General features: G+C 65.1%; 18 protein-coding genes. 8 read left to right on the plus strand and 10 right to left on the minus strand.

Features of this window, described 5'->3' with window-relative positions; all coding sequences use genetic code 11:
* The first annotated feature begins 309 nt into the window (after nt 1–309).
* The 3 genes from SJY12_RS07530 to SJY12_RS07540 all read left to right on the plus strand — a co-directional run bounded on the left by SJY12_RS07530 (nt 310) and on the right by SJY12_RS07540 (nt 4,228).
* A complete protein-coding gene (locus tag SJY12_RS07530) occupies nt 310–3,309 on the plus strand; it encodes a TonB-dependent receptor domain-containing protein (RefSeq protein ID WP_397504946.1) in 3,000 nt (999 codons plus the stop codon).
* A gap of 188 nt (nt 3,310–3,497) precedes the next feature.
* Nucleotides 3,498–3,782 (plus strand): hypothetical protein, encoded by a 285-nt coding sequence (locus SJY12_RS07535; protein WP_397504947.1) that lies wholly within the window; start codon nt 3,498–3,500, stop codon nt 3,780–3,782.
* A gap of 32 nt (nt 3,783–3,814) precedes the next feature.
* Nucleotides 3,815–4,228, plus strand: a complete 414-nt coding sequence (locus SJY12_RS07540) for a hypothetical protein (RefSeq protein ID WP_397504949.1) — start codon at nt 3,815–3,817, stop codon at nt 4,226–4,228.
* 10 nt (nt 4,229–4,238) lie between these two features.
* Here SJY12_RS07540 and SJY12_RS07545 read toward each other — a convergent pair whose 3' ends face one another.
* Both SJY12_RS07545 and SJY12_RS07550 read right to left on the minus strand, forming a co-directional pair.
* On the minus strand, nt 4,239–5,261 hold the full coding sequence (locus tag SJY12_RS07545; RefSeq protein WP_397504950.1) for a hypothetical protein: 1,023 nt from the start codon (nt 5,259–5,261) through the stop codon (nt 4,239–4,241).
* Between the two features lie 18 nt (nt 5,262–5,279).
* The gene (locus SJY12_RS07550; RefSeq protein ID WP_397504951.1) at nt 5,280–5,825 is read right to left on the minus strand and encodes a hypothetical protein; all 546 of its coding nucleotides are present in this window, start codon (nt 5,823–5,825) and stop codon (nt 5,280–5,282) included.
* 267 nt (nt 5,826–6,092) lie between these two features.
* On the opposite strand from SJY12_RS07550, the gene SJY12_RS07555 reads away from it, so the two are divergent.
* Nucleotides 6,093–9,092 (plus strand): TonB-dependent receptor domain-containing protein, encoded by a 3,000-nt coding sequence (locus SJY12_RS07555; RefSeq protein ID WP_397504952.1) that lies wholly within the window; start codon nt 6,093–6,095, stop codon nt 9,090–9,092.
* Nucleotides 9,093–9,168: 76 nt separating this feature from the next.
* Here the strand turns inward: SJY12_RS07555 and clpB are convergent, their stop codons facing one another.
* From clpB to SJY12_RS07570, 3 genes are all read right to left on the minus strand, one after another.
* A complete protein-coding gene (gene clpB, locus SJY12_RS07560) occupies nt 9,169–11,745 on the minus strand; it encodes an ATP-dependent chaperone ClpB (protein ID WP_397504953.1) in 2,577 nt (858 codons plus the stop codon).
* A gap of 137 nt (nt 11,746–11,882) precedes the next feature.
* A complete protein-coding gene (locus tag SJY12_RS07565; RefSeq protein ID WP_397504954.1) occupies nt 11,883–12,221 on the minus strand; it encodes a tRNA-binding protein in 339 nt (112 codons plus the stop codon).
* Between the two features lie 31 nt (nt 12,222–12,252).
* The gene (locus tag SJY12_RS07570; protein WP_397504955.1) at nt 12,253–13,701 is read right to left on the minus strand and encodes a helicase HerA domain-containing protein; all 1,449 of its coding nucleotides are present in this window, start codon (nt 13,699–13,701) and stop codon (nt 12,253–12,255) included.
* 119 nt (nt 13,702–13,820) lie between these two features.
* On the opposite strand from SJY12_RS07570, the gene SJY12_RS07575 reads away from it, so the two are divergent.
* From SJY12_RS07575 to SJY12_RS07590, 4 genes are all read left to right on the plus strand, one after another.
* Complete coding sequence (locus tag SJY12_RS07575) at nt 13,821–16,052, plus strand: acylase (RefSeq protein WP_397504956.1); 2,232 nt, start codon at nt 13,821–13,823, stop codon at nt 16,050–16,052.
* 50 nt (nt 16,053–16,102) lie between these two features.
* A complete protein-coding gene (locus SJY12_RS07580) occupies nt 16,103–18,967 on the plus strand; it encodes a M16 family metallopeptidase (protein WP_397504957.1) in 2,865 nt (954 codons plus the stop codon).
* A 68-nt stretch (nt 18,968–19,035) separates the two neighbouring features.
* Nucleotides 19,036–19,341 carry a hypothetical protein gene (locus tag SJY12_RS07585; RefSeq protein ID WP_050600802.1) on the plus strand — a complete coding sequence of 102 codons (306 nt, stop codon included), beginning with the start codon at nt 19,036–19,038 and terminating at the stop codon, nt 19,339–19,341.
* A 116-nt stretch (nt 19,342–19,457) separates the two neighbouring features.
* Complete coding sequence (locus tag SJY12_RS07590; RefSeq protein ID WP_397504958.1) at nt 19,458–20,798, plus strand: ABC1 kinase family protein; 1,341 nt, start codon at nt 19,458–19,460, stop codon at nt 20,796–20,798.
* Nucleotides 20,799–20,896: 98 nt separating this feature from the next.
* Here SJY12_RS07590 and gatB read toward each other — a convergent pair whose 3' ends face one another.
* The 5 genes from gatB to SJY12_RS07615 form a co-directional block, all read right to left on the minus strand.
* Complete coding sequence (gatB, locus tag SJY12_RS07595; protein WP_397504959.1) at nt 20,897–22,393, minus strand: Asp-tRNA(Asn)/Glu-tRNA(Gln) amidotransferase subunit GatB; 1,497 nt, start codon at nt 22,391–22,393, stop codon at nt 20,897–20,899.
* On the minus strand, nt 22,386–22,526 hold the full coding sequence (locus SJY12_RS07600; protein ID WP_156488953.1) for a hypothetical protein: 141 nt from the start codon (nt 22,524–22,526) through the stop codon (nt 22,386–22,388). Before SJY12_RS07600 ends, gatB begins: the two co-directional genes overlap by 8 nt.
* Nucleotides 22,523–24,004, minus strand: coding sequence for an Asp-tRNA(Asn)/Glu-tRNA(Gln) amidotransferase subunit GatA (gatA, locus tag SJY12_RS07605; protein ID WP_397504960.1), 1,482 nt, complete (start codon nt 24,002–24,004; stop codon nt 22,523–22,525). The genes SJY12_RS07600 and gatA overlap by 4 nt, the downstream gene beginning before the upstream one ends.
* A 145-nt stretch (nt 24,005–24,149) precedes the next feature.
* On the minus strand, nt 24,150–24,452 hold the full coding sequence (gene gatC, locus SJY12_RS07610) for an Asp-tRNA(Asn)/Glu-tRNA(Gln) amidotransferase subunit GatC (RefSeq protein WP_063513054.1): 303 nt from the start codon (nt 24,450–24,452) through the stop codon (nt 24,150–24,152).
* A 57-nt stretch (nt 24,453–24,509) separates the two neighbouring features.
* Nucleotides 24,510–26,225 (minus strand): DUF4153 domain-containing protein, encoded by a 1,716-nt coding sequence (locus SJY12_RS07615; protein WP_397504962.1) that lies wholly within the window; start codon nt 26,223–26,225, stop codon nt 24,510–24,512.
* Nucleotides 26,226–26,235 lie beyond the last annotated feature (10 nt).

The raw sequence follows: 26,235 nt of genomic DNA on the forward strand, positions 1-26,235 counted from the left end.
GTAAGCCGGGGTTACGTAAACGTCAAGCAGCGCGGGACCGAATGTTTCCGCGATTGCTCCGCCTGCCCGGACGCATGAAAACCGGGCGGGCCGGCGGGTGTGACATCGGCGTCACACCCGCTACGCCAAACCGGCCAAAATGTAACAAAAGCTTTGCATTCACCGCGTCCCTAAAGGCACATGCGACGTTCCACTGGAGGGATCCTGCATCTGCATGGGCGTTAAGTTCGTGCATTTTCTCTATTCCTCCCAGGGGTTCCTTGGAGATCCGACCTCAGGGGTCGGTCGATCAATAGAGGGATTATCAGAGTGAAACTCCAAACCTACTTCAAAGCCAGCGCGGCACCTGCCGCTCTCGGTCTTGCGCTTCTCGCGCAGCCGGCGATGGCACAGGTTGCAACGGAAGCGGAAGAAACTGCCGCTCCCGTCGTGCCTTCGGAAGCAATCGTCGTTACCGGTTCGCGTATCTCGAACCCCAACCTCGAACTGGCCAGCCCGGTCAGCGTCGTCAGCAGCGACGACCTCGAACTCGCCCAGACCAACGTTGCAGAAGAATTCCTGCGCGAACTGCCCTCGGCGGTTCCGAGCGTCGGTTCGGCCGTCAACAACGGCAACGGCGGCTCGAGCTTCGTCAACCTGCGCGGCATCGGCTCCGAGCGTAACCTCGTTCTGCTTGACGGCCGCCGCTTCACGCCGGCCGACACCACCGGCCGCGTCGACCTCAACAACATTCCGCTGGCAGTAATCGAGCGCACGGAAATCCTGACCGGCGGCGCAAGCACCACCTACGGTGCCGACGCAATCGGCGGTGTTGTCAACTTCGTCACCAAGACCGACTTCGAAGGCCTCGAGGCAACCGCTTCGCAGCAGATCACCGAAGAAGGCGACGGCAGCGTTTTCCGTGCCGACGTCACCCTGGGTGCCAACTTCGACGATGGCCGCGGTAACGCAGTCCTTAGCATCGGCTACCAGAACCAGGACGCCGTTTACCAGGGCGACCGTGACTTCTCGCTGTTCAACATCGGTTCGTTCACCGGTGCTGGCGGCGGCTCGTCGAACGCCATTCCCGCAGTCATCGTCGCCCCCGATGGTGGGGACGCCGACGATGTCGGTTTCTTCGGTCAGATCTGCGACGACGGCGTGAACTTCTGCGGTTTCGATCGCCCGTTCAACTTCAACCCGTTCAACATCTTCCTGACGCCGTTCGAACGTTTCAACGTTTACGGTTCGGCGAACTACGAAGTGTCGGACGCTGTCGAAGTGTTCACGCAGGCGGCGTTCTCGAAGAATACCGTTTCGACGATCATCGCTCCGGGCGGTTCGTTCTTCAATACCTACCAGGTGAACCTGAACAACCCGTACATCCCTGAATCGCTTGCACAGCTGTTCGGCGACAACCTCGGGCTGACCGCAGCAGAATACACTGCAGCCCGGAACAGCCAGTTCGGTCCCACCTTGGCTGACGGCACGGCGAACCCGGATTATGTCCTGGTCACCAGCTCGATCCGTCGTCGTACGCCGGAAGCCGGCACGCGTACTTCGGACTTCACCACCACGCTGTTCAATCTCGTTGGCGGCCTCCGCGGCGACATCACCGATTCGATCGGCTGGGAAGTTTCGGGTGGATACGGTGAAAGCGAACGCATCCAGCGCCAGGGCGGTTTTGCCCGTCTGCAGCGCCTTGAGCAGTCGCTCCTCGCCATTCCCGACGGTGCCGGTGGCGTCCAGTGCGTCGATCCGGCTGGCGGCTGTGCGCCGATCAACCTGTTCGGTCCGCTCGGCGATCTCGGCTCACAGGAAGCCATCGACTACGTCTTCAACCTGACGCAGCAGGTCATCACCCAGGCCAGCCTGACGCAGGCCGCGGCGATCATCGATGGCGATCTCGGCTTCGGCATTTCGGCTAGCCCGATCTCGTTCGCGCTCGGTGCCGAATACCGCAAGTACACCGCAACCCGCCTGTCGGACGAAGCTTCGCAGACCCCGGGTGCAGTTGTCGGTGGCGGCGGTGCCGCTCCGGACATCGACGGTTCGTACAACGTCAAGGACTTCTTTGCCGAAGTCGCAATCCCGGTCATCGAAGATTTGTTCGTTCGCGATCTGACCCTCGAAGCCGGTGGCCGTTATTCGGACTACTCGACTGCAGGCGGTGAGTTCACCTGGAAGGTCGGCGGTACGCTGACCCCCATCGATGGCATCACCTATCGCGGTAACTACCAGCGTTCGTCGCGTGCACCGAACATCGGTGAACTCTTCACGCCGGTCGTCACGCAGCTGTCGAACCTTGCTGTCGATCCCTGTGCCGGGACCAACCCGGTCGGCAATGCTGCCCTGACTGCGGCCTGCGTTTCGCAGATCGTGGCTGGTGGTGCGAGCCAGGCGGCAGCACAGAGCCTGATCGGCAACATCCTCCAGCCGGCAGCTGGCCAGATCAACATCACCACGGGCGGCAACCCCGATGTTGGCGTTGAAACGGCCACCACCTGGACGGTGGGTGCAGTGTTCGAACCGATGTACAACCTCTCGTTCACGGTCGACTACTTCAACATCAAGGTTGAAGACGCGATCACGACTCCGACGGTCAACGACCTTGTCGGCGGTTGCTACGACGCACCGAGCGCGGACAATCCGTTCTGTTCGCTCATCCTTCGTAGCGCAACCACCGGTGGTCTCGACGGTTCGCCGAACGAAGTTCCCGGGCTGCTGCTCAGCCTGTCGAACCTCGGCACGATCAAGACGGATGGTATCGACGTCAGCATGCGCTATCGCACGAGCCTGACCGACAATATCGGTTTCCGCTTCTCGACCGACGGAACGTGGACGAACCGCAACGAATTCCAGGCGACCCCGACTTCGGTCAACCGCGAGTGCGTAAGCTACTACTCGGTGAACTGTGGCTCGATCCAGCCTGAGTTCGTGTTCAACACCCGCGCAACCTTCTCGTTCTACGACGAGCTGGATGTCTCGCTGCTGTGGCGCTACCTCGACGGTGTCGAGTTCGAACCGCTCCAGCGTGCAGAAAGCGGCGACGCTTTCGTCGGCACCCTGCCGGATAGCGCTGGTCCGGTGGCTGGCCAGGATGTTGATTTCAACACCATTGGTGCTGAGAGCTACTTCGACCTGAGCCTGCGTTGGTTGGCGACCGAAAACTTCGAGTTCGTCTTCACCGTGCAGAACCTGCTCGACAACAAGCCGACCATCGTCGGCTCGGACATCGGTTCGACCGCGTACAACTCGGGTAACATTTACCCGTCGACCTACGACGCCCTCGGCCGTCGTTACGCGGCTGCAGTGAAGCTTCGCTTCTAGTCGCATCGACACGATGAAATGAGTGGGGGCGGTGCCGATGGCGCCGCCCCCATTTGTTTGTGCGGGCCGTATTCGACTTCGCCGATCGGCCGGGACGACAATATCCGCGCAAACGCACCGGCCTGCTACGGGTTTTGACTTACCGGCTTGTTGTGTTAGGCTACCGTCAATCTTGATGGGAGGTACGTTTGCGCAAGTTGTTGGCCATTACATTGGTTCCGCTAGCCGTTCTGGCCGCGCCCGCCGCTGCGCAGGACAGCGCAACAAAGAGCCAAGAAGATGACAAGACGCAGATCACCGACAAGCGACATCCCGACTATACGGTATGCCGGACCGAGTCCGTCATTGGCTCGCGCGCCAAGAAACGCCGTGTCTGCCTGACCAATCGGGAATGGGCACGCGTCGCACGCGAAGGCCGAAGCCTGGCGAGCGCTATGGCGGAGAAGAATTCTTCCGGGCTGATCACGAACTGAGTTTCGGGCTCACACCGTGCATGGCGAGCGGCGTGATCCTGAGCGAAGGCTCCCCGGGGTCTTATGATGAGCAAACCCGGTTCGGCCGGCAGGATGCGAAACAGGAGGACCTATCTATGACGAGACTGCCTTTCCAAAAAGCAACGATGGTGCTCGGAGCGCTTGTGCTGCCCTTTGGTGCTGGCCTCTCGGCCCAGGGAGGCGAAACGAAAGATCAGTCCCCCGAAGCGGAAGCGGTTACCGAACAGAAAGCCAAGACCAGCGACAGGATGATCTGCAAGACCGTCCGCAGCGTTCGTTCGCGTGCAATCAAGAACAAAGTTTGCATGACGAAGAAGCAGTGGCTGGCCGCAGCCCGTCAGGGCAATGGTCTCGCACGCTCGATCGTGAGGGGCGCGGCGAGTGGCCAGTGGGACGTCCTGGACCGCGACGACGGCGCCACCTGAGGCCTGCGCCTCAGCGCAAGACGGAGGGCGGCGGCGCGATATCAAGCCCGATGCCATCCGCCACCACCCTCACCCATTCGGCGACCTTGGCGATCTCGTCGCTGTTGGCCTCGCGCGTCGCGGCGATTTGCCGCTCGCGGTCGCTGCGGGAATAGGACGTCGATTCCTTCGAGTTTCGCGTGAAAGCCGGTCCCGCTGCGATGGCCGCGCTATCTTCTGGGCCGGGGTGCAATTCGAAGCGAGCGAAGAATTTTGTCACCGTCTCGGCCGGTTCCGCCAACAGGCTGCGGCTGTCGCAGATCCCGAGACGCCCGGCGCCGAACCGGTCCTGCATTTTCCGGTAAATTGAATGGTGCGAAAGCCAGCCCAGGCCGGCGACCTGCAGATCGGTCAGTTCGAACATCTCATCGGGCGCGAATTGCTGCGCCAGAACGCCATCCTGCATCTGGCCGATCAATGCCTGTCGCACCCAGCGGCGTCCCCACAGACCCTTTACCGCGATCGAGGCGAGGAAGTCTTCGATCGGCGCATACAGCAGGATCGCATGCGCATCCGCGCGCAGACCCATGATGGCAGGCGCGAGTGAGTTCACGATATTAGAGGGTTTGACCACGACCGCGCGGTCATCGCCGAACGGCCGCGCGAGGAGGGCAAGCGCGATATCGAGCACCGCGGCGATCTTTTCCGGCTGCGCCCCTCGCCGCCGCCAACCGACGACGTCGTTGAGCACCACCGGCTCGACCAGCCCCATCGAATAGCCGGGGGCATCGAACATGCGTGCAACCAGGGTCGAACAGCAATAGGCCGAATGGAACACGAAGTGGATCGGAGCTGCGGGCAGGGCCCGCCGGTCGATCCGTTCAAGCGGTATGACGCGTTCCGCTCCGGTATCCGGCAGATGCTCGTCGGTCAGGAACGCGGCCTCGCGTTGCACGTCGCGCGGGACATGCCGAAAGCGGAAGCTGCCGTTCGTCTCGTCATAACGATGCGGCAGCCATTCCGCATCCTGCAGGATATCCTGATCTGTGATCATGGTGCGGTGGGCCTGCCCTCAGCGGACGCGGGTCACGCCCTTGAACCCCGTCTTGTCCGCAATTCGCACGCGATATCCGCCGGTAGCGCTTTCGCTGATCGTCACCTCCAACCCGACGCGGAAGCGCGCCCGCAGACCGCCGCTCGAGAGCACCTGCCAGACCTGTCCGTTGTCGAGCGCGATCGTCGTTTGCCCGGTCCGCAGGTTCGCATCCACCGCCGCGATCGTCGCGGTGAGTTCGGCCATCCGGGACCCCGAGGAATCCACCGGAAGGCCGAACCGTTCGCGCCGGTATTGCCGGCGCTTTTCCTGCAACTCCTCGTCCACCCCGTACTGCGTGTCGAGCGCCTGGTCGTAGCACGCCAGCCGCTCGTCATCGCTGCCGATGGCGCGGCAGTCGAGCAGTGCCTCGGAGGGCGCGTCCTGCGCCGACGTCACTGCCGGGAACGCCAGGGTGCATATCGCTGCAAGCCCAACGGAAGCCGCGGCCATGTACCAGGAGCGATTGCCCATCGTGCGCGAACCTGCGCGTGATGAGGCCAGACGATCAGGACGAAGCAGCATGCATTGATTTCCTAGAAAGCGTGGGCGTCAGAACCGCCGCGAGACTATCAGATCGCAGCCCGCCGACAAGCCGCGGCGCACGGTCGGGACCGGTGATTGTCGTGCAGATGGATGTCTCTGTAGCAAATGATGTGTCATTTTCATTGCAGTTCGGGGCAAACCTCATGCGAGTTTTCCCTTACGGAAGCTAAAGCATTGCCACGTTCGGAAGTTTTGGTTCTCATGCACGCGTGCAATCATGCACGGTCGCAATCAGGGAACCACAACATGACCTCCACCCCCCCGTTCGCACGGGGCCGGCGGCTTGCGCTCTTCACGAGCGCGGGTATCGCCGCCCTGGCCGTTTCGACACCTGCCTTCGCGCAGGATGCCGACGACACCATCGTCGACGAACAGGCCGCAGCCGCTCCCGAGGCCGATAATGCCATCGTCGTGACGGGTTCGCGTATCCGCCGCCCCAACCGCGACACGCTCGAGCCCTCGATCGTCGTCAACGCCGACCAGATCGAAGAACGCGGTCTGACCAATGTCGGCGAAGTGCTCAACGAACAGCCCGCTTTCGGTCCGCCCGCCAGCAGCGCGGTCGGCGGCCAGTCGGGTTCCTTCGGTTCGGGCCAGAGCTTCATCAACTTCTTCGGTCTGGGCTCGCAGCGCACGCTGACGCTGGTCAACAGCCGCCGCTACGTCAGCTCGAACACCGCTTCGATCTTCGGCCCCGTGGCAGCCGGTTCGCAGGTCGATCTCAACACGATCCCCACGCTGATGGTCGACCGTCTTGAAACCATCGCCGTCGGCGGCGCACCGATTTACGGTGCCGATGCCATCGCCGGCACCGTGAACATCATCCTCAAGGACCGTTTCGAAGGCGTCCGCTTCGACGCGCAGATGGGTATCGCCGAGGAAGGCGATGCGCAGGAATACCGTCTGGGCGCCATGGTGGGGACCAGCTTCGCCGATGGTCGCGGCAACGTGGTTGCAGCGGTCGAGTACAACAACACCGAAGGTCTGCTGTACACTGATCGCGAGCGCACGGCACAGGGCCTGTTCTACGCAGCTCCCAATGATCCGAACTCGCCGTTCGACAACGTCGTCATCAGCGACCGCCGTATCCCGATCCTCAGCGAGTTCGGCGCTCCCACGACGATCGATATCGTCCCCGGCTTCGGCTTCGACATCACCGACGGCAGCGGCAACACGCTGGTGTTCGATGCCAATGGCAACCTCACGCCGCTGGACTTCGGCGAACGCTACGGTGTGGTGAACTCCGCCGGCGGCAACGGCTTCAGCCTTCTCCCGGTCTCGAACCTGCTCTCGCCGGTCGAGCGCTATCTCGGCGCGCTCACCGCTACCTACGACGTAACCGATTCGATCACGGCCTTCCTCGAAGGACAGTACGCCAATTCGAAGGGTACCGAACTGCGCTCGCAGCCGGTTTACAACACCTGGCTGTTCGACGATGCGGGCACGCCCGACGGCAATCTGATCGTGCCGTTGAGCAACCCGTTCCTGTCGGACGAAGCCCGTGCAACTATTGGCGCGCAGCTTCCCGCGGGCCAGGACTTCTTCTACCTCGGCCGCGCCAACACCGACCTGATCGCCGGTGAAGGCTCGTCGGAAGTCGAAGTCTATCGTGTTGTCGCCGGTCTGCGTGGCGATTTCTACCTCGGTTCGCGCAATCTGAACTGGGAAGTCTCGGGCCTCTACGGTCGTTCGCGTACCGAGGGTCGCAGCCGCGAACTGGTGCAGCAGAACTTCGAGAACGCCCTGGCTGGCTGCCCGGCTGGAGCAGACAGTTCGCCGATCGCGACGATCAGCGACATCTGCGCCCCGTTCAACCCGTTCGGCAACCAGAACACGCAGGCCGTGGCGGATTACGTCACGACTATCGCCAACCCGACCGCGACCAACGAACAGTATGATTTCATCGCCACCATCGGCGGCAACCTGTTCAATATCTGGAGCGGCCCGGTCGGTTTCTCGATCGGTTACGAGCACCGTGACGAATCGGCGGACTTCGATCCGGGTGCGTTCTTCTTCGGCCAGCCCGACCCGGCCGACCCGGATGCACCGCGCACCCAGTTCGGTCGCTCGATCCCGATCGATCCGGTCTCAGGTTCGTACAACACCGACGAAGTGTTCGGCGAACTCCAGATCCCGCTTGTTTCGCCGACGATGGACGTTCCGTTCGTCAACTTGCTCGAAGCCAAGGGCGCCATTCGTTACGTCGATAACTCGCTCACCGGCGGGGATATCACCTGGACGGCCGGCGGGCGCTGGAAGCCGGTTGAAGATTTCGCGATCCGCGGCAACTTCACCCGTTCGATCCGCGCACCTGCGATCACCGAACTGTTCAACCCGAACAGCGCGATCTTCACCACCGCGGACGATCCGTGCGATGCACGTTTCATCAACGCTGGACCGAACCCGGCCCAGCGTGCGGCGAACTGTGCTGCGGACGGACTGCCGGCCAATTTCACCTCGAACATCGTCGACTTCACGACGCGCGGTTCGCTTTCGGGCAACACCGAACTCGAGAATGAAACGGCCGACAGCTGGACTATCGGTGCGGTTTTCACACCGACCTTCGCTCCGGGCCTGACCCTGTCGGTCGACTGGGTCGATATCGCTCTTGAAGGTGCGATCCAGAGTGTGGACGCCGAAGGCACGCTGGAAGCATGCTACGATGCCAACGACTTCCCCAACTCGGCTTGCGATCGCATCGATCGCGACGGGGCGGGCCAGGTCGAATTCATCCGCACCGGCTACCTCAATGTCGCATCCTATGACTACCAGGGTGTGATTGCGGACCTGCGCTGGACCGAGGCAACGCCGTTCCTCGGCGCTGACAGCCGCATCAGCCTGCGTGGTTCGTACCAGTACATCGACAAGCTCGAGCAGCAGGTCGGGACGGGCGATCTCTCGACGTTCCGTGGAAGCCCGGGCTATTCGAAGCACCAGGCTACCGTCGGCGTGACTTACGAGAACAACGGTTTCGGCGCATTCACGCAGATCCAGTACATCGGCGAAAACGTCGTTGATCCGGATGCGGCACCGACCTCGTACCAGTTCTTCGAGCGCGACGAAATCGTTTACATGGACGCTGGCATCAGCTTCCGCACCGAAAACGACTTCACCTTCCGCTTCATCGTCGAGAACCTGTTCGACCGTAGCGCGCCCTACCCGGCGCCGACCGGTGGTGGCCTGACCACCTATTTCGACGGGATCATGGGTCGCTACTTCAAGGTAGCCGCAACATTCGGCTTCTGATCCAGATCGGAATCCTAAAAGAAAGGGCCCCGGGAAACCGGGGCCCTTTTTCGTTTCCGCATCGGGTCCGACGCGGTCAGGTGATCGTCATCGCCAGTTCGCCGTCGCCTTCGTCGATCGCGACCTTTGCGCCGTCGGGCACCTTGCCGGCGAGGATCATGTCCGCCAGCGGGTCCTGCACGTAGCGCTGCACCGCGCGCTTGAGCGGGCGCGCGCCATAGACCGGGTCGTAACCCACGCGGCCGAGCCATTTCTTCGCCGCCTCGGTCAGGTCGAGCACGATCTTGCGATCCTTCAGGAGCTTCTGCACCCGCGCGACCTGGATATCGACGATCGGCGCCATGTGCTCATGCGCAAGGCGGTGGAACAGGATGATCTCGTCCAGCCGGTTGAGGAACTCGGGTCGGAAATGCCCGCGCACCACGTCCATCACCTGCGGTTCGACATCCTCGACCTTCTGGCCGTCGTCCATATTGGCGAGATACTGGCTGCCGAGGTTCGAGGTCAGGATGATCAGCGTGTTGCTGAAATCGACCACGCGGCCCTGCCCGTCGGTCAGCCGCCCGTCGTCGAGCACCTGCAGCAGCACGTTGAAGACGTCGCTATGCGCCTTCTCGACTTCGTCGAACAGCACCACCTGGTAGGGGCGCCGGCGCACCGCTTCGGTCAGCACGCCGCCTTCCTCGTAACCGACATAGCCTGGAGGCGCGCCGATCAGCCGGGCAACCGCGTGCTTCTCCATGAACTCGCTCATGTCGATGCGCACCATCGCGCTGTCGTCGTCGAACAGGAAGCCGGCAAGCGCCTTGGTCAGTTCGGTCTTGCCCACGCCGGTCGGCCCGAGGAACAGGAAGCTGCCCAGCGGGCGCCCCGGATCCTGGAGGCCCGCGCGCGCGCGGCGCACGGCCTTGGACACCGCGTCGATCGCCTGGCTCTGGCCGATCACCCGCTTGGCGAGGATGTTCTCCATGTCGAGCAACTTCTCGCGCTCGCCTTCCATCATCCGGTCGACCGGAATACCGGTCCAGCGGCTGACGACACCGGCGATATCGTCTTCGGTGACCTCTTCCTTGAGCAGCGCATTATCGGTGTGGCCCGAGGCTTCCGCGAGCTTCTTCTCCAGCTCGGGGATTCGCCCGTATTGCAGCTCGCCCGCCTTCTGCAGGTTGCCGCCGCGCTGCGCCTGTTCGAGTTCGATCCGCGCCTGGTCGAGGTCTTCCTTGATCCGCGCTTCGGCGTGGATTTTGTCGCGTTCGTTCTGCCAGCGCGTGGTCAGCTCGCTCGATTGCTGTTCGAGTTCGGACAGTTCCTTGCGCAGGTTTTCGAGCCGGTCCTTCGACGCGGTGTCGGTTTCCTTCTGCAGCGCCTGTTCCTCGATCCGCAGCTGGATGATGCGGCGGTCGAGGTTCTCGATTTCCTCGGGCTTGCTCTCCACTTCCATGCGGATGCGGCTGGCGGCCTCGTCCATCAGGTCGATCGCCTTGTCGGGCAGGAAGCGATTCTGGATATAGCGGTTGGACAGCTGCGCCGCAGCGACGATCGCGCCGTCGGTGATGCGCACGCCGTGGTGCAGTTCATACTTGTCCTTGATCCCGCGCAGGATCGATACCGTGTCCTCGACGCTGGGCTCGTCGATGAAAACCGGCTGGAAGCGCCGCTGCAGCGCGGGGTCCTTCTCGACATATTTCTGGTATTCGTCGAGCGTGGTCGCGCCGATGCAATGCAGTTCGCCGCGGCTGAGCGCGGGCTTGAGCAGATTGCCCGCATCCATGCTGCCCTCGCTTGCGCCGGCACCGATCAGCGTGTGCATTTCGTCGATGAACAGGATGATCTGCCCCTCGGCGCCCTTTACTTCGTCGAGCACCGCCTTGAGCCGTTCCTCGAACTCGCCGCGGTACTTCGCGCCGGCGATGAGCGAGCCCATGTCGAGCGCCATCAGAGTGCGGCCCTTGAGGCTGTCGGGGACATCGCCATTGGCGATACGCAGCGCGAGGCCTTCGGCGATCGCGGTCTTGCCGGTGCCGGGTTCGCCGATGAGCGCGGGATTGTTCTTGGTCCGGCGCGCGAGAATCTGCACGGTGCGGCGGATTTCCTCGTCGCGGCCGATGACCGGGTCGAGCTTGCCGTCGCGTGCCGCCTGCGTCAGGTCGCGGGCGTATTTCTTCATCGCGTCGTAGCTTTCTTCCGCGCCCGCGCTGTCGGCGGTGCGGCCGCCGGTCACTTCCTGGATCGCGGCCTCAAGCGCCTTGGCGTCGATCCCCGCCGCTTTCAGCGCCTTACCGGCGTCATTGTCGGCCAGTGCCAGCGCCTGCAGCAACCGCTGGACGGGCACGAAGCTGTCGCCGGCCTTTTCCGCCAGCTGTTCGGCGCTGTCGAGCGCGCGCACCGCGTCATTGTCGAGCCCCGGGGTCGCCTGCGCCCCGCCGCCCGAAACCGCCGGCACCTTGGCCAGCGCGTTGTCGACTTCGGTAATCGCCACGCCCGGATTGCCGCCCGCGCGCTGGATCAGCTGCGCGGCCATGCCCTGTTCGTCGTCGAGCAGCGCCTTGAGCAGGTGCGACGGCGAAATCCGCTGGTGGTTCAAGCGGATGGCAACGGTCTGCGCAGCCTGCAGGAAACCCTTGGCGCGGTCGGTGAACTTTTCGAGATTCATGCAAACACCCCAATCACAAATTACCGTCCGAATATGGTGTTGCGATTATGCAACACAAGACCTCGCTGCAAATAAACGAGGTGTGTTAGTCGGATATAGGGGTGCCGCGCAGCTTGTGAAGCCGCCGGGCGACAAATTCAGGCCAGCCGGGCGCCGTCGGGAATGCAAGATCCGGGCTGCGCCAGCACGATCGCCCCGTCGGCGTCGGGAAAGCCCAGCACGAGGATCTCGGACATCACCGGACCGATCTGGCGCGGCGCGAAGTTGACCACTGCCATCACCCGCTGCCCGACGAGGCCTTCGGGGGTGTAATGTTCGGTAATCTGCGCGGAGCTCTTGCGTTCGCCGATGTCGGGGCCGCAATCGACCCACAGCTTGATTGCCGGGCGGCGGGCTTCGGGGAAGGGTTCGGCGCGGGTCACGGTGCCCGCACGGATGTCGAGCGCGGCGAAATGGGCGAAATCGGCATAGTCCATCGTCCCGGTCTATGCAGACCGCGGCGCGGCATCAACCGTCGGCAAGCGGTTCGAGCCCGGGGACCATGATCGTGCGGTCGCCGCCGAAATCCTCGCGCACCACTACCAGGCCCTGCCGCTCGAGATGATCGAGCAGGCGCCGGATACGGCCGGGCGAGCTGGTGCCATAGGCACGCGCGAGCGCCGCTTCGTCGACCTGCGTCTCGCCCGCATGCGCGGCCTTGGCGATCACGAGGAACGGGCCGAGCAGGTCTTCTTCCACCGCACCGGCCAGCTGCATGATCCGCGCCTGCAGCGCTTCGTCGAGCTCGGCCAGCCCGGCGCCGGCCACGGCGAACCGGCGGCGGAAGGCGCGCATGTCGGGCATCGGCCCGATCAGCCGCTCGCGGCGGCAGCGGGTGAGGAAGGTCTGGTATTGCGCGCTGGCCGACTGGAAGGCGATCCCTTCCTCGCGCGCCAGCTCGGCAATGATCTCGGCGATCCGCGTCGCCACCGCCGTGGTATCGACCGGCTCGCTGCGCGGAGCGACCTGGCGTTCCTCCGCCGCGGCGATGCTGGTTTCGATCTCGTCCACCGGCGGGGCCGGCGGCGGCGCGGGCGGCGGCGGCGCCTTGGCGACATCGCTGGCGAGGTCGGTGGTGAGCAGCGCCGCCATGTCTTCGGGCGCGGTGTCGGGCAGCGCCATCAGCCCTTCGCTGCGGGCCTGCTGGCCCGTCTGCACCGGACCGATCTTCACTGCCAGCGGAACGCGCGTGATGGCGGGGCCCAGCGCAAGGAAATGTCCGCGCTCGAGCTCGCGGATCCGTTCCGCCTGGCGCCGTTCCATCCCCAGCAGGTCGGCGGCGCGGATCATGTCGATGTCGAGAAAGGTCCGCCCCATCAGGAAGTTCGAGGCCTCGGCCGCCACGTTCTTGGCGAGCTTCGCCAGCCGCTGGGTGGCGACGATCCCGGCCAGCCCGCGCTTGCGCCCGCGGCACATCAGGTTGGTCATCGCGGTCATGGTCATCCGCCGCGTGTCTTCCGCCACCTCGCCTGCCGCGGCAGGGGCGAACATCTGCGCTTCGTCGACCACCACCAGCGCGGGATACCAGTGTTCGCGCGGCGCATCGAACAGCGCCGTGAGGAATTGCGCGGCGCAGCGGATTTGCTGCTCGACCTCGAGCCCGTCGAGATCGAGCACCACGCTGGCGCGGTGTTCGCGGATGCGGCGGGCAAGCGCCTCGATCTCACCCGGCGAATAGGCCGCCCCGTCGATCACCACATGGCCGAACTTGTCCGCCAGCGAGGGGAAATCGCCCTCGGGGTCGATCACCACCTGCTGCACCATGCCCGCGCTCTCTTCGAGCAGGCGCCGCAGCAGGTGCGACTTGCCGCTGCCCGAATTGCCCTGGACGAGCAGACGGGTGGCGAGGAGTTCCTCGATATCGAATTCGGCCGGCTTGCCGGAAGAATCGTGTCCGATGGTGATCTGTGCTGTCACTGCGCGCTGGTTAGCGGGCCGAATCTGGAACGGGGAACAGCCGCGGGAAGGTTTTGCCCAATCGCATTGCGTCCGCCCGTCCTGCTCGCTAACCGAGTTGCAAGAGAGGACGCATTTCTATGAAAAAATGGCTGGGGCGCACGGGCATTGCGCTGCTCGTGCTGGTGCTTGCAATATTCATCGCGCTGGCGACGTGGGAACCCTTCTGGGCCAAGCGCGACGCCCTGGCGCTGGCCGACCGCACCTATACCGCGGAAATCATCCGCGACGAATTCGGCGTTCCGCACATCTATGGCGATACCGACGCGGATGTCGCCTATGGCGTCGCTATCGCGCATTCGGAGGACGATTTCTCCACCCTTCAGGACGTCATCGCGATGAGCCGCGGGCGCTATGGCGCGATCGCCGGGCAGGACGGGGCGGCGTTCGACTATGCCTATCACCTGCTCGACGCGCGCGGCCTCGCCGAGCGCGACTACCCGCAGCTGCCCGAAGACACGCGCGCGCTGTTCGACGCCTATGCTGCGGGCCTCAACGATTTCGCCGCCGCGCATCCGGGCGAGCGCAAGCTGGCCAACCTCTTCCCCGTCGACGGCGTCGACGTGGCGGCCGGCTTCGCCCTGCGCCAGCCGTTCTTCTTCGGCCTCGGCAATGTGATCGAACCGCTGGTTTCGGGCACGCCGCTGAAGCGCGAACAGGGGCCGGCGATACCCGGTGCCGGGCAGCCCGCGCCCGGCGAGGATGCCGCGCCGATCGTTCGCACCAGCCATACGCCGCGTACCCGCAACCCCGCCCCGCTGCCCTACGCTGACGAGGCCGCGTTCTCGGGATCGAACGCCTTTGCCGTGACGCCCGAGAAATCGGGCGGCCCCACGACGCTGATTTCCAATTCCCACCAGCCCTGGCGCGGCGGCGTCGCATGGTACGAACTGGTCGTCGAAAGCGGCGAGGGCTGGCATTTCGCCGGAGCGAACTTCCCCGGCAGCCCCTTCCCCTTCTTGGGGCACAATGCCGACCTCGGGTGGACCAACACCGTCAACACGCCCGACATGGTCGATGTCTATCAGCTGGTGCTGGACGACAGCGGCACGCGCTACCGCCTCGACGGCGAATGGCGCGAGCTGGAACAGCGCACGGTAACGCTGCCGGTGCGTCTCGGCCCCGTGGTGCTGCCGATCCGCCGCGACATCTACCGCAGCGCGCACGGCCCGGTGATCAAGAACGACAAGGGCGCTTTCGCCATCCGCTACGGCGGGATGGGCAATCTCGGTCAGCTGGATGCCTATTACCGGCTGAACAAGGCCACATCGCTCGACGAATGGCAGGGCATCCTCGCGCGGATGGACATCCCCTCGACCAATTTCATCTATGCCGACAAGGCGGGCAATATCGCCAATATCTACAATGCCGCGATCCCTGCCCGCCCGGCCACCGTCGGCGGCGAACGGATCGACTGGCGCGGCATCCTGCCTGGCGACCGCAGCGACCTCATCACCCGCGGATCGGTCAGCTACGACCAGTTGCCGCGCTATGTGAACCCCGCCAGCGGCTGGTTGGTGGAAGCCAACAACAACCCCTTCCTCGATGCGGGAGCGGGCAGCAATCTGTCGCCCGGGGACTTCCCACCCGAACTCGGGATCGAGCTCAAGGACACCAATCGCGGTACGCGCGGGGCGAAGTTGATGGCTGAGGCCGAGGTGCTCGACCGCGCCGCGCTGGAGCGGATCAAATACGACACCGCCTATGAGAACAGCGGCTATATCGCCCAAATGCTGCGCGACGTCGCGGCGATACGGACCGATGATCCGGACCTGCTGGCTGCCCAGCGCCTGCTCGGCGAATGGGACCTGAACGCGGATAACATCGGCCGGGGCGACAGCCTCGCGCTGCTGATGATCCGCCCCTTCATGGGGTCGAGCTACAGCAACGACCCCTGGCCCGATGCCGAAGCGGAGCTCCAGCGCTCGGTGGACCACCTGCTGCGCCACTTCGGCCGCATCGACCCGCCGATGGGCGAGCTGCTGCGCCTGCGCCAGGGCGACGTCGACCTGCCTCTCGACGGCGGGTCCGACACGCTGCGCGCCTCGACGCTGTGGGACATCGACGACGATGGACGCCTTTCGGTGCGGCATGGCGACAGCTTCATCCAGTGGGTCGAATGGATGCCCGGCGAGCGGGTCGCCTCACGTTCGATCCAGCCGTTCGGTTCGGCCACCACCCGGCCAGCTTCCCCGCATTATGCCGATCAGTCTACGCTGTTCGTCCAGCACCGCTTGAAGCCCGTCCACTTCTGGCGCGAGGACGTCCTGGCCAATGCGGCGTCGCGGAAAACCGTGACCAATCGCCGCTGACCCGTTAGCCTGCTCGCATTGACGAGATTCAAAAACCCGATCGAGGTACCATGCAAATCAAGCCCCTCCTCACCGTAAGCGCCCTCGCCCTCGCGCTGGGCACCGCGGCCCCCGCGATTGCCGCCACCGCGCAGGCCAATGCCCCCGTGGCCGCAGCCGATACCGCCGCGCCGGCCGAACTGACCGCGCTGGTCGACCAGGTCGACATCCCGTTCGAGAAGTTCACGCTCGACAACGGGCTCGACGTCATCGTCCACACCGACCGCAAGGCTCCCATCGTGGCCGTCGCGGTGTGGTACAATGTCGGATCGAAGGACGAACCCGAAGGCAAGTCCGGCTTCGCGCACCTGTTCGAACATTTGATGTTCAACGGCAGCGAGAACGCACCGCAGGACTATTTCCAGTACCTGCAGGAAATGGGCGCGACCGATTACAACGGCACGACCAATTTCGACCGCACCAATTATTTCCAGACCGTGCCCCGCCCCGCGCTCGAACGCGCGCTGTGGCTGGAAAGCGATCGCATGGGCTATCTGCTCGGCGCGGTCACGCAGCAGAAGCTGGATAACCAGCGCGGCGTCGTGCAGAACGAGAAACGCCAGGGTGACAACCAGCCCGGCGGCCTCGTGTTCTACGAGATCGTGAAGGCGCTGTTCCCCGCGCCGCATCCCTACGACCACACGCCGATCGGCTCGATGGCCGACCTCGACAGCGCCAGCATGGACGACGTCCGCAGCTGGTTCCGCGACAAATACGGTCCCAACAACGCCACCGTGGTGCTGGCGGGCGACGTGTCGGCTGAAGAAGCTCGGCCGCTGGTCGAGAAATATTTCGGCCCGATCGCGCGCGGCCCGGTCAACGACCCGGCCGACGCCGCCATCCCCGAGCTTGCCGAAGACGTCCGCACGGTAATGCGCGACCAGGTCGCAGCGGTCAGCATCGACAAGTACTGGACCGCACCGGGCATCACGGACCGCGAACTGACGGCGCTGACCGTGGGCGCGCAGATCCTTGGCGGGCTGTCGTCGAGCCGGCTCGACAACACGCTGGTGCGCGACGAGCAGCTGGCGGTGAGCGTTTCGGCCGGCAACTACGCCTGGCAGCGCGTCGGCATCCTCAACGTCTCCGCGACCGCGCGTCCCGGCGTCGAGGAAGCCGAGGTCGAACGCCGGCTCAACGAACTGGTTGCCCAGTTCATCGCCGAAGGCCCGACCGAAGACGAAGTGCGCCGTGCGGCGACCAGCACGGTTGCCGACACGATCCGCGGGCTCGAACAGGTCGGCGGCTTCGGCGGCAAGGCCGTGACGCTGGCATCGGGCGAAGTGCTGGCCGACGATCCTGCCTTCTACGCCCGCCAGTTCGAAATCCTCGCCACGCTGACGCCCGCCGAAGTGCAGGCGGCCATGCAGCGCTGGCTGACGCGACCGTCCTTCACGCTGGTGCTCGAACCGGGCGAGCGCGACGGGTCCTACGAAGAGGCGGCGAGCGTCGCCGAAACCGAGACCGCCGCGGAAGCTGGCGCGCCGGATGCCCTGACCGTGACCGAAGTCCGCCCCGCGCCGCCGATCGAATTGGTTGCCGAGCTCGACTTCCCCGAGGTGCAGCACACCGCGCTGGCGAACGGCATGACGCTGCATTACGCGCAGCGCGACGCCATTCCCGCCACCTATGTCACGCTGTCCTTCGACGCCGGCAGCAGCGCCGATCCGGCGGACATGCGCGGGCTCGAAGGCCTCTCGCTCAGCCTGTTCGAGGAAGGCACCACCAGCATGAGCTCGCGCGAGATCGCCGAAACCAGCGAACGGCTGGGCGCGAACATCTCGCTCGGTGGCGGTGCCGACCGGTCCAGCTTCACGCTGTCCGCATTGTCGGCCAATCTCGTCCCCTCGCTCGAACTGCTGTCCGACATGGTGCGCAACCCGGCGTTCGACCCCGCCGAAATCGACCGGGTCCGCGCGCAGCGCATCACCAGCGTCGAACAGGAACTGCGCACGCCCGCGGCCATCGCCGCGCGCACTGCGGCACCGCTGATCTACGGCGCCGACAGCCCCTATGCCGGCCCCGACAGCGGGACCGTCGCATCGCTGACCGCGATCACGCGCGAGGACATTACCGCCTTCAAGGACCGCTGGATCCGCCCCGACAATGGCGAAATCTTCGTGGTGTCGGACCGGCCGCTGGCTGAAATCGTGGGTGCGCTGAACGGCGTGTTCGGCGACTGGGAAGCCCCCGCCGCGGCCAAGGGCACCAAGAGCTTCGCCGACGCGCCCGAGGCAGCCACCGAAAGCCGGATCGTGCTGGTCCACCGGCCCAATTCGCCGCAGAGCTATATCTATGGCGGGCAGCTGACTCCGGTCGATCCGCGCGGCGAGACCTATGTCGATTTCCTCAACGCCAACAACGCGCTGGGCGGCAACTTCCTCGCCCGGCTCAACATGAACCTGCGCGAGACCAAGGGCTGGAGCTATGGCGTACGCGGCGCCCCGCTGACCAATGAGAACGCGGTCGCCTATACCGTGCGCGCGCCCGTCCAGGCCGACCGCACCGGCGATGCGCTGGCCGAACTGATCCGCGAAACCGGCGAATTCCTCGATACGCGCGGCGTCACCGACGAGGAGCTGACCCGGATCGTCACGGCCGAGATCGGCGAACTGCCCGGCCAGTTCGAAACCTCGGGCGCGATCCTCGGCGCGATGCAGTCCAATGCGCTCTACGGGCGGCCCGACGATTACTACGAAGTGATCGCCGATCGTTTCCGCGCGCAGACCACCGACAGCCTCGATGCCGCAGCCCGCGCAGCGATCGACCCCGATCGTTTCGTCTGGGTCGTGGTGGGCGATGCAACGGTCGTCGAACCGCAACTCGAACAGCTCGGCCTGGCAGTCGAACGCATCGAAATGGCGGGAACCGACTAATTGACATTCGTGTCAGCAGGCCCGATTGAAATGGGACTTTGAACCCCCAAGCGAAGAGAGGAATTTCCATGTCCGTAGCAGGTACCTACGATACCGTCGTGAAGAGCCCGATGGGCGACCAGAAGGGCACGCTGACGGTCGTGCCGAGCGACGACGGCAACAGCTTCACCGGCTCGATGGCCGGTGGCATGGGCTCGATGGACATCACCGACGGCACGATCGAAGGCGATACGCTCAAGTGGAAGATGGACATGACCGTCCCCATGCCGATGACGCTCAACTGCACCGCCACCGTCAACGGCGACCAGATGACCGGCACCGTCAATGCGGGCGCTTTCGGCGACATGCCGCTGACCGGCGAACGCCAGGGCTGATCGGCCCGGTCCGTGACGCAAGGGGCGTCGGGAGCGATCCCGGCGCCCTTTTCTTTGGCCTGCCTGAGCCAGCGGACGGAACTTCCACCCGCACCGGGGCTTGGAAGAAGGACAGCATGGACGACAGCGACCCTCCCAAGCCGCGGCACCGCGCGATTCCCAGCAGCCGCGCGGCGCGGCTGGGCACCTTCGGGCGGCTCGCCGGCGGGGTTGCCGGGGGCATGCTGGGCGAAGGCGCCCGGCGGCTGGCCCGCGGCGAGCGCCCGCGGATGCGCGACCTGCTGCTGACCCCGGGCAATGTCGGCCGCCTGGCCGATCGCCTGTCGCATCTGCGCGGTGCGGCGATGAAGCTCGGCCAGATGATCTCGATGGATGCGGGCGACATGCTGCCCGCCGAACTCACTGCCATTCTCGCGCAATTGCGTTCGCAGGCCTATCGCATGCCGCCGCAGCAATTGCGCAGCGTGCTCGACGCGGAATGGGGGCCCGACTGGCGGCGCCGCTTCGCGCGCTTCAACGCCACCCCGATTGCCGCGGCATCGATCGGGCAGGTGCACCGCGCGGCACTGCCCGACGGGCGCGAAGTGGCAATCAAGGTCCAGTATCCCGGCATTCGCGAAAGCATCGATTCCGATGTCGACAATGTCGCGACCCTGCTGCGCGTATCGGGCGTCCTGCCGCGCGAGCTCGACCTTGCGCCGTTGCTGGGCGAAGCCAAGCGGCAGTTGCACGAGGAAGCCGATTACGAACGCGAAGCGGCGCAGATGACGCGCTTTGCCGACTGGCTGGACGGACACCCCGATTACATCGTCCCGCGCCCGCTGCACGAACTGACCACCGCACGCGTGCTGGCGATGGATTTCATCGACGGCCAGCCGATCGAGGCGCTGGGCGAAGCGCCGCAGGAGACGCGCGATGCGGCGATGCGCGACCTGATCGCGCTGGTGCTACGCGAGCTGTTCGAATTCGGCGCGATGCAGACCGATCCCAATTTCGCCAACTACCGCTTCCAGCCCGACACCGGGCGCTTGGTGTTGCTCGATTTCGGGGCGACGCGCGATGTCGATCCCGCGACCGCGGAAGGCTATCGCACGCTGCTTGCCGCCGGGCTCGCAGGCGACCGCGACGCGGTGCGCGAAGCTGCGCAGGCAGCGGGCTTCCTGGGCGAGGCAGCCATTGCCCGTCACCGCCCGCTGGTCGACCGGATGATCGACATCGTGGTGACCGAGATGAACCGGCCCGGCCCGTTCGACTTCGGCGACCGCGGCTTCATCGAAGTGCTGCGCGAACAGGGGATGGAAATGGCCGCCGACCGGTCGACCTGGCACATCCCCCCGGTCGAGACGCTGTTCGTCCAGCGCAAGATCAGCGGCACCGCGCTGCTCGCGGCGCGGCTCGCAGCGCGGGTCGACGTGCGCGAACTGGTACGCCCCTACCTTGCAGGCGACAGCGCCTGACGAAATTGGGCTGCCGGATCGCTCCGACAGCCCGTGTTCGTGACTGCGGCCCGGCCTAGCGGACCACGTTCGTTTCGTCGATCAGGCGCCGGGACGGTTCAGCCCAGCTTGTCCTTGAGGATCTGGTTGACCACCGCGGGGTTGGCCTTGCCCTGCATCGCCTTCATCGTCTGGCCGACGAAGAAACCGAACAGCTTGTCCTTGCCGCCTCGATATTGTTCGACCTTGTCCTCATTGTTCGCGAGGATCTCCTCGATGGCGGCCTCGATCGCCCCCGTATCGGAGACCTGCTTGAGGCCCTTTTCATCGGCGATCGTCTCGGGCTCGCCGCCGTCCTTGAGGACGATTTCGTAGATTTCCTTGGCCTGTCCGCCGGAAATCTCGCCCTTGTCCTGCATCGCCAGGATGCTGGCCTGCGCTGCGGCAGTGGCATTGGCCATGTCGGCTTTATCGCCCAGCGACTTGACCACGCCCGGCGCGACCGAAAGCGCCCAGTTGGCGACCTGCGTGGCGACCTTGGCTTCGCTCTTGCCGATCTTGGCAGCGGTCGCCGCAAGCAGCGTTTCGAACCGTGCGAAGGTTTCCACCTCGGCTGTGAGTTCGCGCGCGTTGTAAGGCGTCAGGCCCAGTTCGCTTTCGTACCGCTTGCGCTTGGCGTCGGGCAGTTCGGGCAGCGAGGCGCGGCATTCCTCGATGAAGCTGTCCTCCAGTTCGAGCGGGAGCAGGTCCGGATCGGGGAAATAGCGGTAGTCATGCGCATCTTCCTTGCTGCGCATGGTCCGGGTGGTGCCGGTGCCGGGATCGAACAGTCGCGTTTCCTGGTCCACGCTCCCGCCATTCTCGATCACGTCGACCTGGCGGTTGGCTTCATATTCGATGACCTGCATCACGAAGCGCACCGAGTTGACGTTCTTCGTCTCGGTCCGGGTGCCCAGCTCGCCGCCGGGCTTGCGCACGCTGACATTGACGTCGGCGCGCATCGAGCCCTCTTCCATATTGCCGTCGCACGAACCGACATAGCGCAGGATCGAACGCAGCTTGCGGACATAGGCGCCCGCTTCGGCGGGGCTGCGCATGTCGGGCATCGAGACGATTTCCATCAGCGCCACGCCGCTGCGGTTGAGGTCGACATAGGACATGGTCGGATGCTGGTCGTGCATCAGCTTGCCCGCATCCTGTTCGACATGGATCCGTTCGATCCCGATGACCTTGTCCTCGGGAATGCCGGCCTTCTCGTCGGCATCGATCAGCAGCTGCCCTTCACCCACCAGCGGGTGGTAGAGCTGGCTGATCTGGTAGCCCTGCGGCAAATCGGCATAGAAGTAGTTCTTGCGGTCGAACCGCGACCACTGGTTGATCTGCGCCTCGATCGCCATGCCGGTGCGCACCGCCTGGCGGATGCACTCGCGATTGGGCACGGGCAGCATGCCGGGCATTGCCGCATCGACGAGGCTGACCTGCGTATTGGGCTCGGCACCGAAGGCGGTCGACGCGCCGCTGAACAGCTTGGCGTTGGAGGTGACCTGCGCATGGACCTCGAGGCCGATCACGACCTCCCATTCGCCCGTTGCGCCCTGGATGCGGTAGTTACTCATCGTCTTTAGGCTTTCCATTGTCACTCTTGAACCGCGCCTCGCCGTGGTTGATCCGCTTGGACAGGATCGCGGGCAGCGCCATCACGCCCAGCACCGCCACCGCGGCGACCAGCGTGAAGATGGCCTCGTTCACCACCATTTCTCCGGCTGCGCGTCGAACCCGGCGCGCTGCTGGATCGCGAGGCCGGTGTTGAGCACACCCTGTTCGTCGAAGGGCTTGCCCACGATCTGCAGCCCGAGCGGCAGGCCGTCGTCATTGACCATGGCGGGTACGCTCATCGCGGGCAGGCCGGCCAGCGATGCCGGCACGGCGAAGACATCGTTGAGATACATCGTCAGCGGGTCTTCATTGAGCGAACCCAGCGGGAAGCTGGCGGTCGGCGTGGTCGGCGCGAGGATCGCGTCGCACTGGCCGAACGCCTGCTCGAAGTCCTGGCTCACCAGCGTGCGGATCTTCTGCGCCTGCGTGTAATAGGCATCGTAGAAGCCGGCGCTCAGCACATAGGTGCCGATCAGGATACGGCGCTTGACCTCGTCGCCGAACCCGGCGGCGCGGGTGGCGGCATACATGTCCTGCAGGCCCGCCCCGTCAGGCAGGTCGCGCAGGCCATAGCGCACGCCGTCATAGCGCGCGAGATTGCTCGAGGCCTCGGCAGGCGCGACGATGTAATATGCGGGCAGCGCGTATTTGGTATGCGGCAGCGAGATATCGACGATCTCGGCGCCCGCATCGCGCAGCCATTCCTTGCCCTGTTCCCAGCTCTTGAGAATGGCCTCGTCGGTGCCGTCCATCCGGTATTCCTTCGGGATACCGATCTTCTTGCCCTTGAGGTCTGCCGACAGGCCCGCTTCCCACTGCGGCACGTCAAGCTTGAGGCTGGTCGCGTCCTTGGGATCGAAACCGGCCATGGCCTCGAGCATGATCGCGCAGTCTTCGACGCTGCGTGCCATCGGGCCCGCCTGGTCGAGGCTGGAGGCGAAGGCTACCACGCCCCAGCGGCTGCAGCGGCCATAGGTCGGCTTGATCCCGCAGATACCGGTGAAGGCGGCGGGCTGGCGGATCGAACCGCCGGTATCGGTGCCGGTGGCAGCGGGCGCGATCCGCGCGGCGACCGCGCTGGACGAACCGCCCGACGAACCGCCCGGGCTCATTGCGGCATTGGTGCCGTTCTTCTTCCACGGCGAGGAGACATTGCCGAAATAGCTGGTCTCGTTCGAGGAACCCATCGCGAACTGGTCGAGATTGAGCTTGCCCAGCATGCCCGCACCCGCATCCCACAGCTTCTGGCTGACAGTGCTTTCGTACTGCGGCGTGAAGCCTTCGAGAATATGGCTCGCAGCGGTGGTCTGCACGCCCCTCGTGGCGAACAGGTCCTTCATGCCGATCGGCACGCCGCCCATGATGCCCAGATCCTCGCCCTTGGCGCGCTTGGCATCGGCGGCATCGGCCGCCGCCAGCGCATGGTCCGGCGTGGTCACGATGAAGGCATTGAGGTCGGCCGCTTCGGCCACGGCGGCGTTGAAGGCTTCCGCCACTTCGCGCGCGGTGAAGCTGCCGCCCGCCACGCCATCGCGGATCGCCTTGACGCCGAGATCGGTCAGTTCGCTCATGCTTCGTCACCCTGAACTTGTTTCAGGGTCCATTTCGCCACATTCACGGTGTCGTCCCCTAAAGAGCTGCGTTCCTGTTCTTGGATCCTGAAACACGCGCGGCTTCGCCGCTGTTCAGGATGATCGAATGAAAATGCGTGGCTTTTCATTCGATCACCTTGGGCACGCCGAAGAAGCCGTGTTCGGCGGCGGGGGCATTGGCCAGCACATCCTCGCGCCGTCCGCCAGCGGTCAGCGGGTCGGCGTCGACGACATCGTCGCGCAGGCGCAGCGTGTTGGGGATGACCGCGGTCATCGGCTCGACGCCGCTGGTATCGACCTCGCCCAGCTGTTCGACCCAGTTGAGGATATTGTTGAGTTCGGGGACCATCGTATCGAGCTCGTCATCGCCCATCTTGATGCGGGCGAGCGAGGCGATCTTGGCCACTTCTTCGCGTGTGACTGACATGCTCGCGCGTTAGCCGCGCGCGCGGCCCGCTTCAAGCAGCGATGCTGCAGCGCAATGCTATTCGAAGGGATCGCCTGCGGGCTGGCCGTCGATATAGACCCGGCGCCCGGTCCATTCGCGGATTTCCACCTGCGATCCCGCGCGCTGATCCGGAGCGTCGAACTCCGCCCTGATCGCGGCTTCGCGGGCTGCCGTTACAGCTGTCTGATCGGCGGGCCCGGCAAGATCGAACTCTTCCCAGGCGATGCGCCCGTCCTCGACCAGGGCGACCCTGCGCCGCCCATTGTTGCCGGCCCCGGCATCCAGCGCCACGCAAGGGTTGTCGCAGCGCCACGGCGAGGCGCGCACATGGTTCTCGACGTGGCGACGCAGCGTCTCGTCCTCGAACTGCATCCGCAAATTCGCGAGCCGCTCGTTGCGCTCGGTGCCTCTCTCGACATCCCGATAGGTGCGGGCTTCCTGCGCGAGGGCACCGGCAGCGAGTTCTGCCACCTCGGCATCACTGCCCTTCGCCAGCCGCGCCAGTCCTTCGCGCCCGGCCTCGCCGAATTCCCAGCGCAGCGCGTCGAAGTCGAAGTCGTCCACCGCAACCCTGCCGCTTTCGAGCCGGGCGATCTGGTTCCTCGCCGATATCGCACCGAAATCGAACAGCGGCAGCGCGAGCACGAAGGCCAGCCCGCATGTCGCCACCGCGAGATGCATGTTCGCGGTGCGGACGCGGTCCATCCAGCCGATCAGTCGTCCGCGGATCGGTGCAATGAAATAGGCCATGCCGTAAGCGACCGCGACCGCGACCGCGACGATGCCCCACAGCCGCTCGGGGCTGAGCCCGTATTCGGCGACCCGCGTTCCGGTCGAGACTGCCGCCAGCAGCGCCAGCGGGAAGATCGCCAGCGCCAGCACCAAGGCCGCCCAGCGCAAGACGCGATTGGCGCTGACTTCGTGATCGGCGTTGCGAATCACTGCATTGACCAGGACGAAGCCCGCCACCGCCACCGACAGCAGCAGCGGCGTGGGGCTTTCGGTCGCATTCCACAGCACCGCAATACCGCTTGCCAGCACGGCCAGCAGGAAGATCGCCAGCGCGGCCGCCAGCGGCACGGCGATAATCGAGAACACCAGCATCACCACCGATTGCAGCGTGCCGATGATCTTCAACTGGTTGCGCAGCACGCCCAGAGCGGCGCCGAATGCCGCACCCGAGAAGATCCAGCCGAACCAGGCCTCGTCGACCACGTTCTCGACCAAGTCGATATCGATGGCGGAGAAGAGCGCGGCGAGCAGCACCGCCAGCAGCCACGATACGCCGGTGAAGGCGAGCGCCCCGGCGCCGCTGATGGCATCGGTCCAGACATGGAAGTGGGTCTGGTCGTAGGCCGTCCGCCAGCGCAGCCGGTGGAACCCCGCCTGGAACAGCGGCAGGGCCAGCGTGATCGCGACCAGCCCGGCGGCGACCCAGAAAGGCTCGTCGGCATAGCGGTCGCCCGCGCTCGTCACACGCCAGGCGATCCCCGCCATGACCAGCGCGACCAGCCCGGCGAAGACCAGCGGCTCCTGCCAGCGGATACGCTCGACGGTGAAGGCCAGCGCCAGCGGACCGAAGACGAAAGCGGCGGCGAGCGCGGCCCGCCACGGCGGCATGTCGGCCGCGTTCCAGTCGGACAGCAGGTGGACGGCGAGCCCGGCGACGCCCAGCAGGACGGCGAGCGCCCAGGGCCGCAGCGGCCAGTCGGCATGGGCTGCGGGCGCGTGAACGGCGGTTGCCTCGGTCATGCGCCCTCCC

The organism is Qipengyuania sp. R86523 (genome assembly GCF_044596365.1).
Classification (GTDB): domain Bacteria; phylum Pseudomonadota; class Alphaproteobacteria; order Sphingomonadales; family Sphingomonadaceae; genus Qipengyuania; species Qipengyuania citrea.

Coding starts and splice junctions, on each gene's coding strand:
- SJY12_RS07545 (WP_397504950.1), bottom strand. CDS start 5,261: ATGATCACAGATCAGGATATCCTGCAGGATGCGGAATGGCTGCCGCAT.
- SJY12_RS07550 (WP_397504951.1), bottom strand. CDS start 5,825: ATGCTGCTTCGTCCTGATCGTCTGGCCTCATCACGCGCAGGTTCGCGC.
- SJY12_RS07555 (WP_397504952.1), top strand. CDS start 6,093: ATGACCTCCACCCCCCCGTTCGCACGGGGCCGGCGGCTTGCGCTCTTC.
- clpB (WP_397504953.1), bottom strand. CDS start 11,745: ATGAATCTCGAAAAGTTCACCGACCGCGCCAAGGGTTTCCTGCAGGCT.
- SJY12_RS07565 (WP_397504954.1), bottom strand. CDS start 12,221: ATGGACTATGCCGATTTCGCCCATTTCGCCGCGCTCGACATCCGTGCG.
- SJY12_RS07575 (WP_397504956.1), top strand. CDS start 13,821: ATGAAAAAATGGCTGGGGCGCACGGGCATTGCGCTGCTCGTGCTGGTG.
- SJY12_RS07580 (WP_397504957.1), top strand. CDS start 16,103: ATGCAAATCAAGCCCCTCCTCACCGTAAGCGCCCTCGCCCTCGCGCTG.
- SJY12_RS07585 (WP_050600802.1), top strand. CDS start 19,036: ATGTCCGTAGCAGGTACCTACGATACCGTCGTGAAGAGCCCGATGGGC.
- SJY12_RS07590 (WP_397504958.1), top strand. CDS start 19,458: ATGGACGACAGCGACCCTCCCAAGCCGCGGCACCGCGCGATTCCCAGC.
- gatB (WP_397504959.1), bottom strand. CDS start 22,393: ATGAGTAACTACCGCATCCAGGGCGCAACGGGCGAATGGGAGGTCGTG.
- gatA (WP_397504960.1), bottom strand. CDS start 24,004: ATGAGCGAACTGACCGATCTCGGCGTCAAGGCGATCCGCGATGGCGTG.
- gatC (WP_063513054.1), bottom strand. CDS start 24,452: ATGTCAGTCACACGCGAAGAAGTGGCCAAGATCGCCTCGCTCGCCCGC.
- SJY12_RS07615 (WP_397504962.1), bottom strand. CDS start 26,225: ATGACCGAGGCAACCGCCGTTCACGCGCCCGCAGCCCATGCCGACTGG.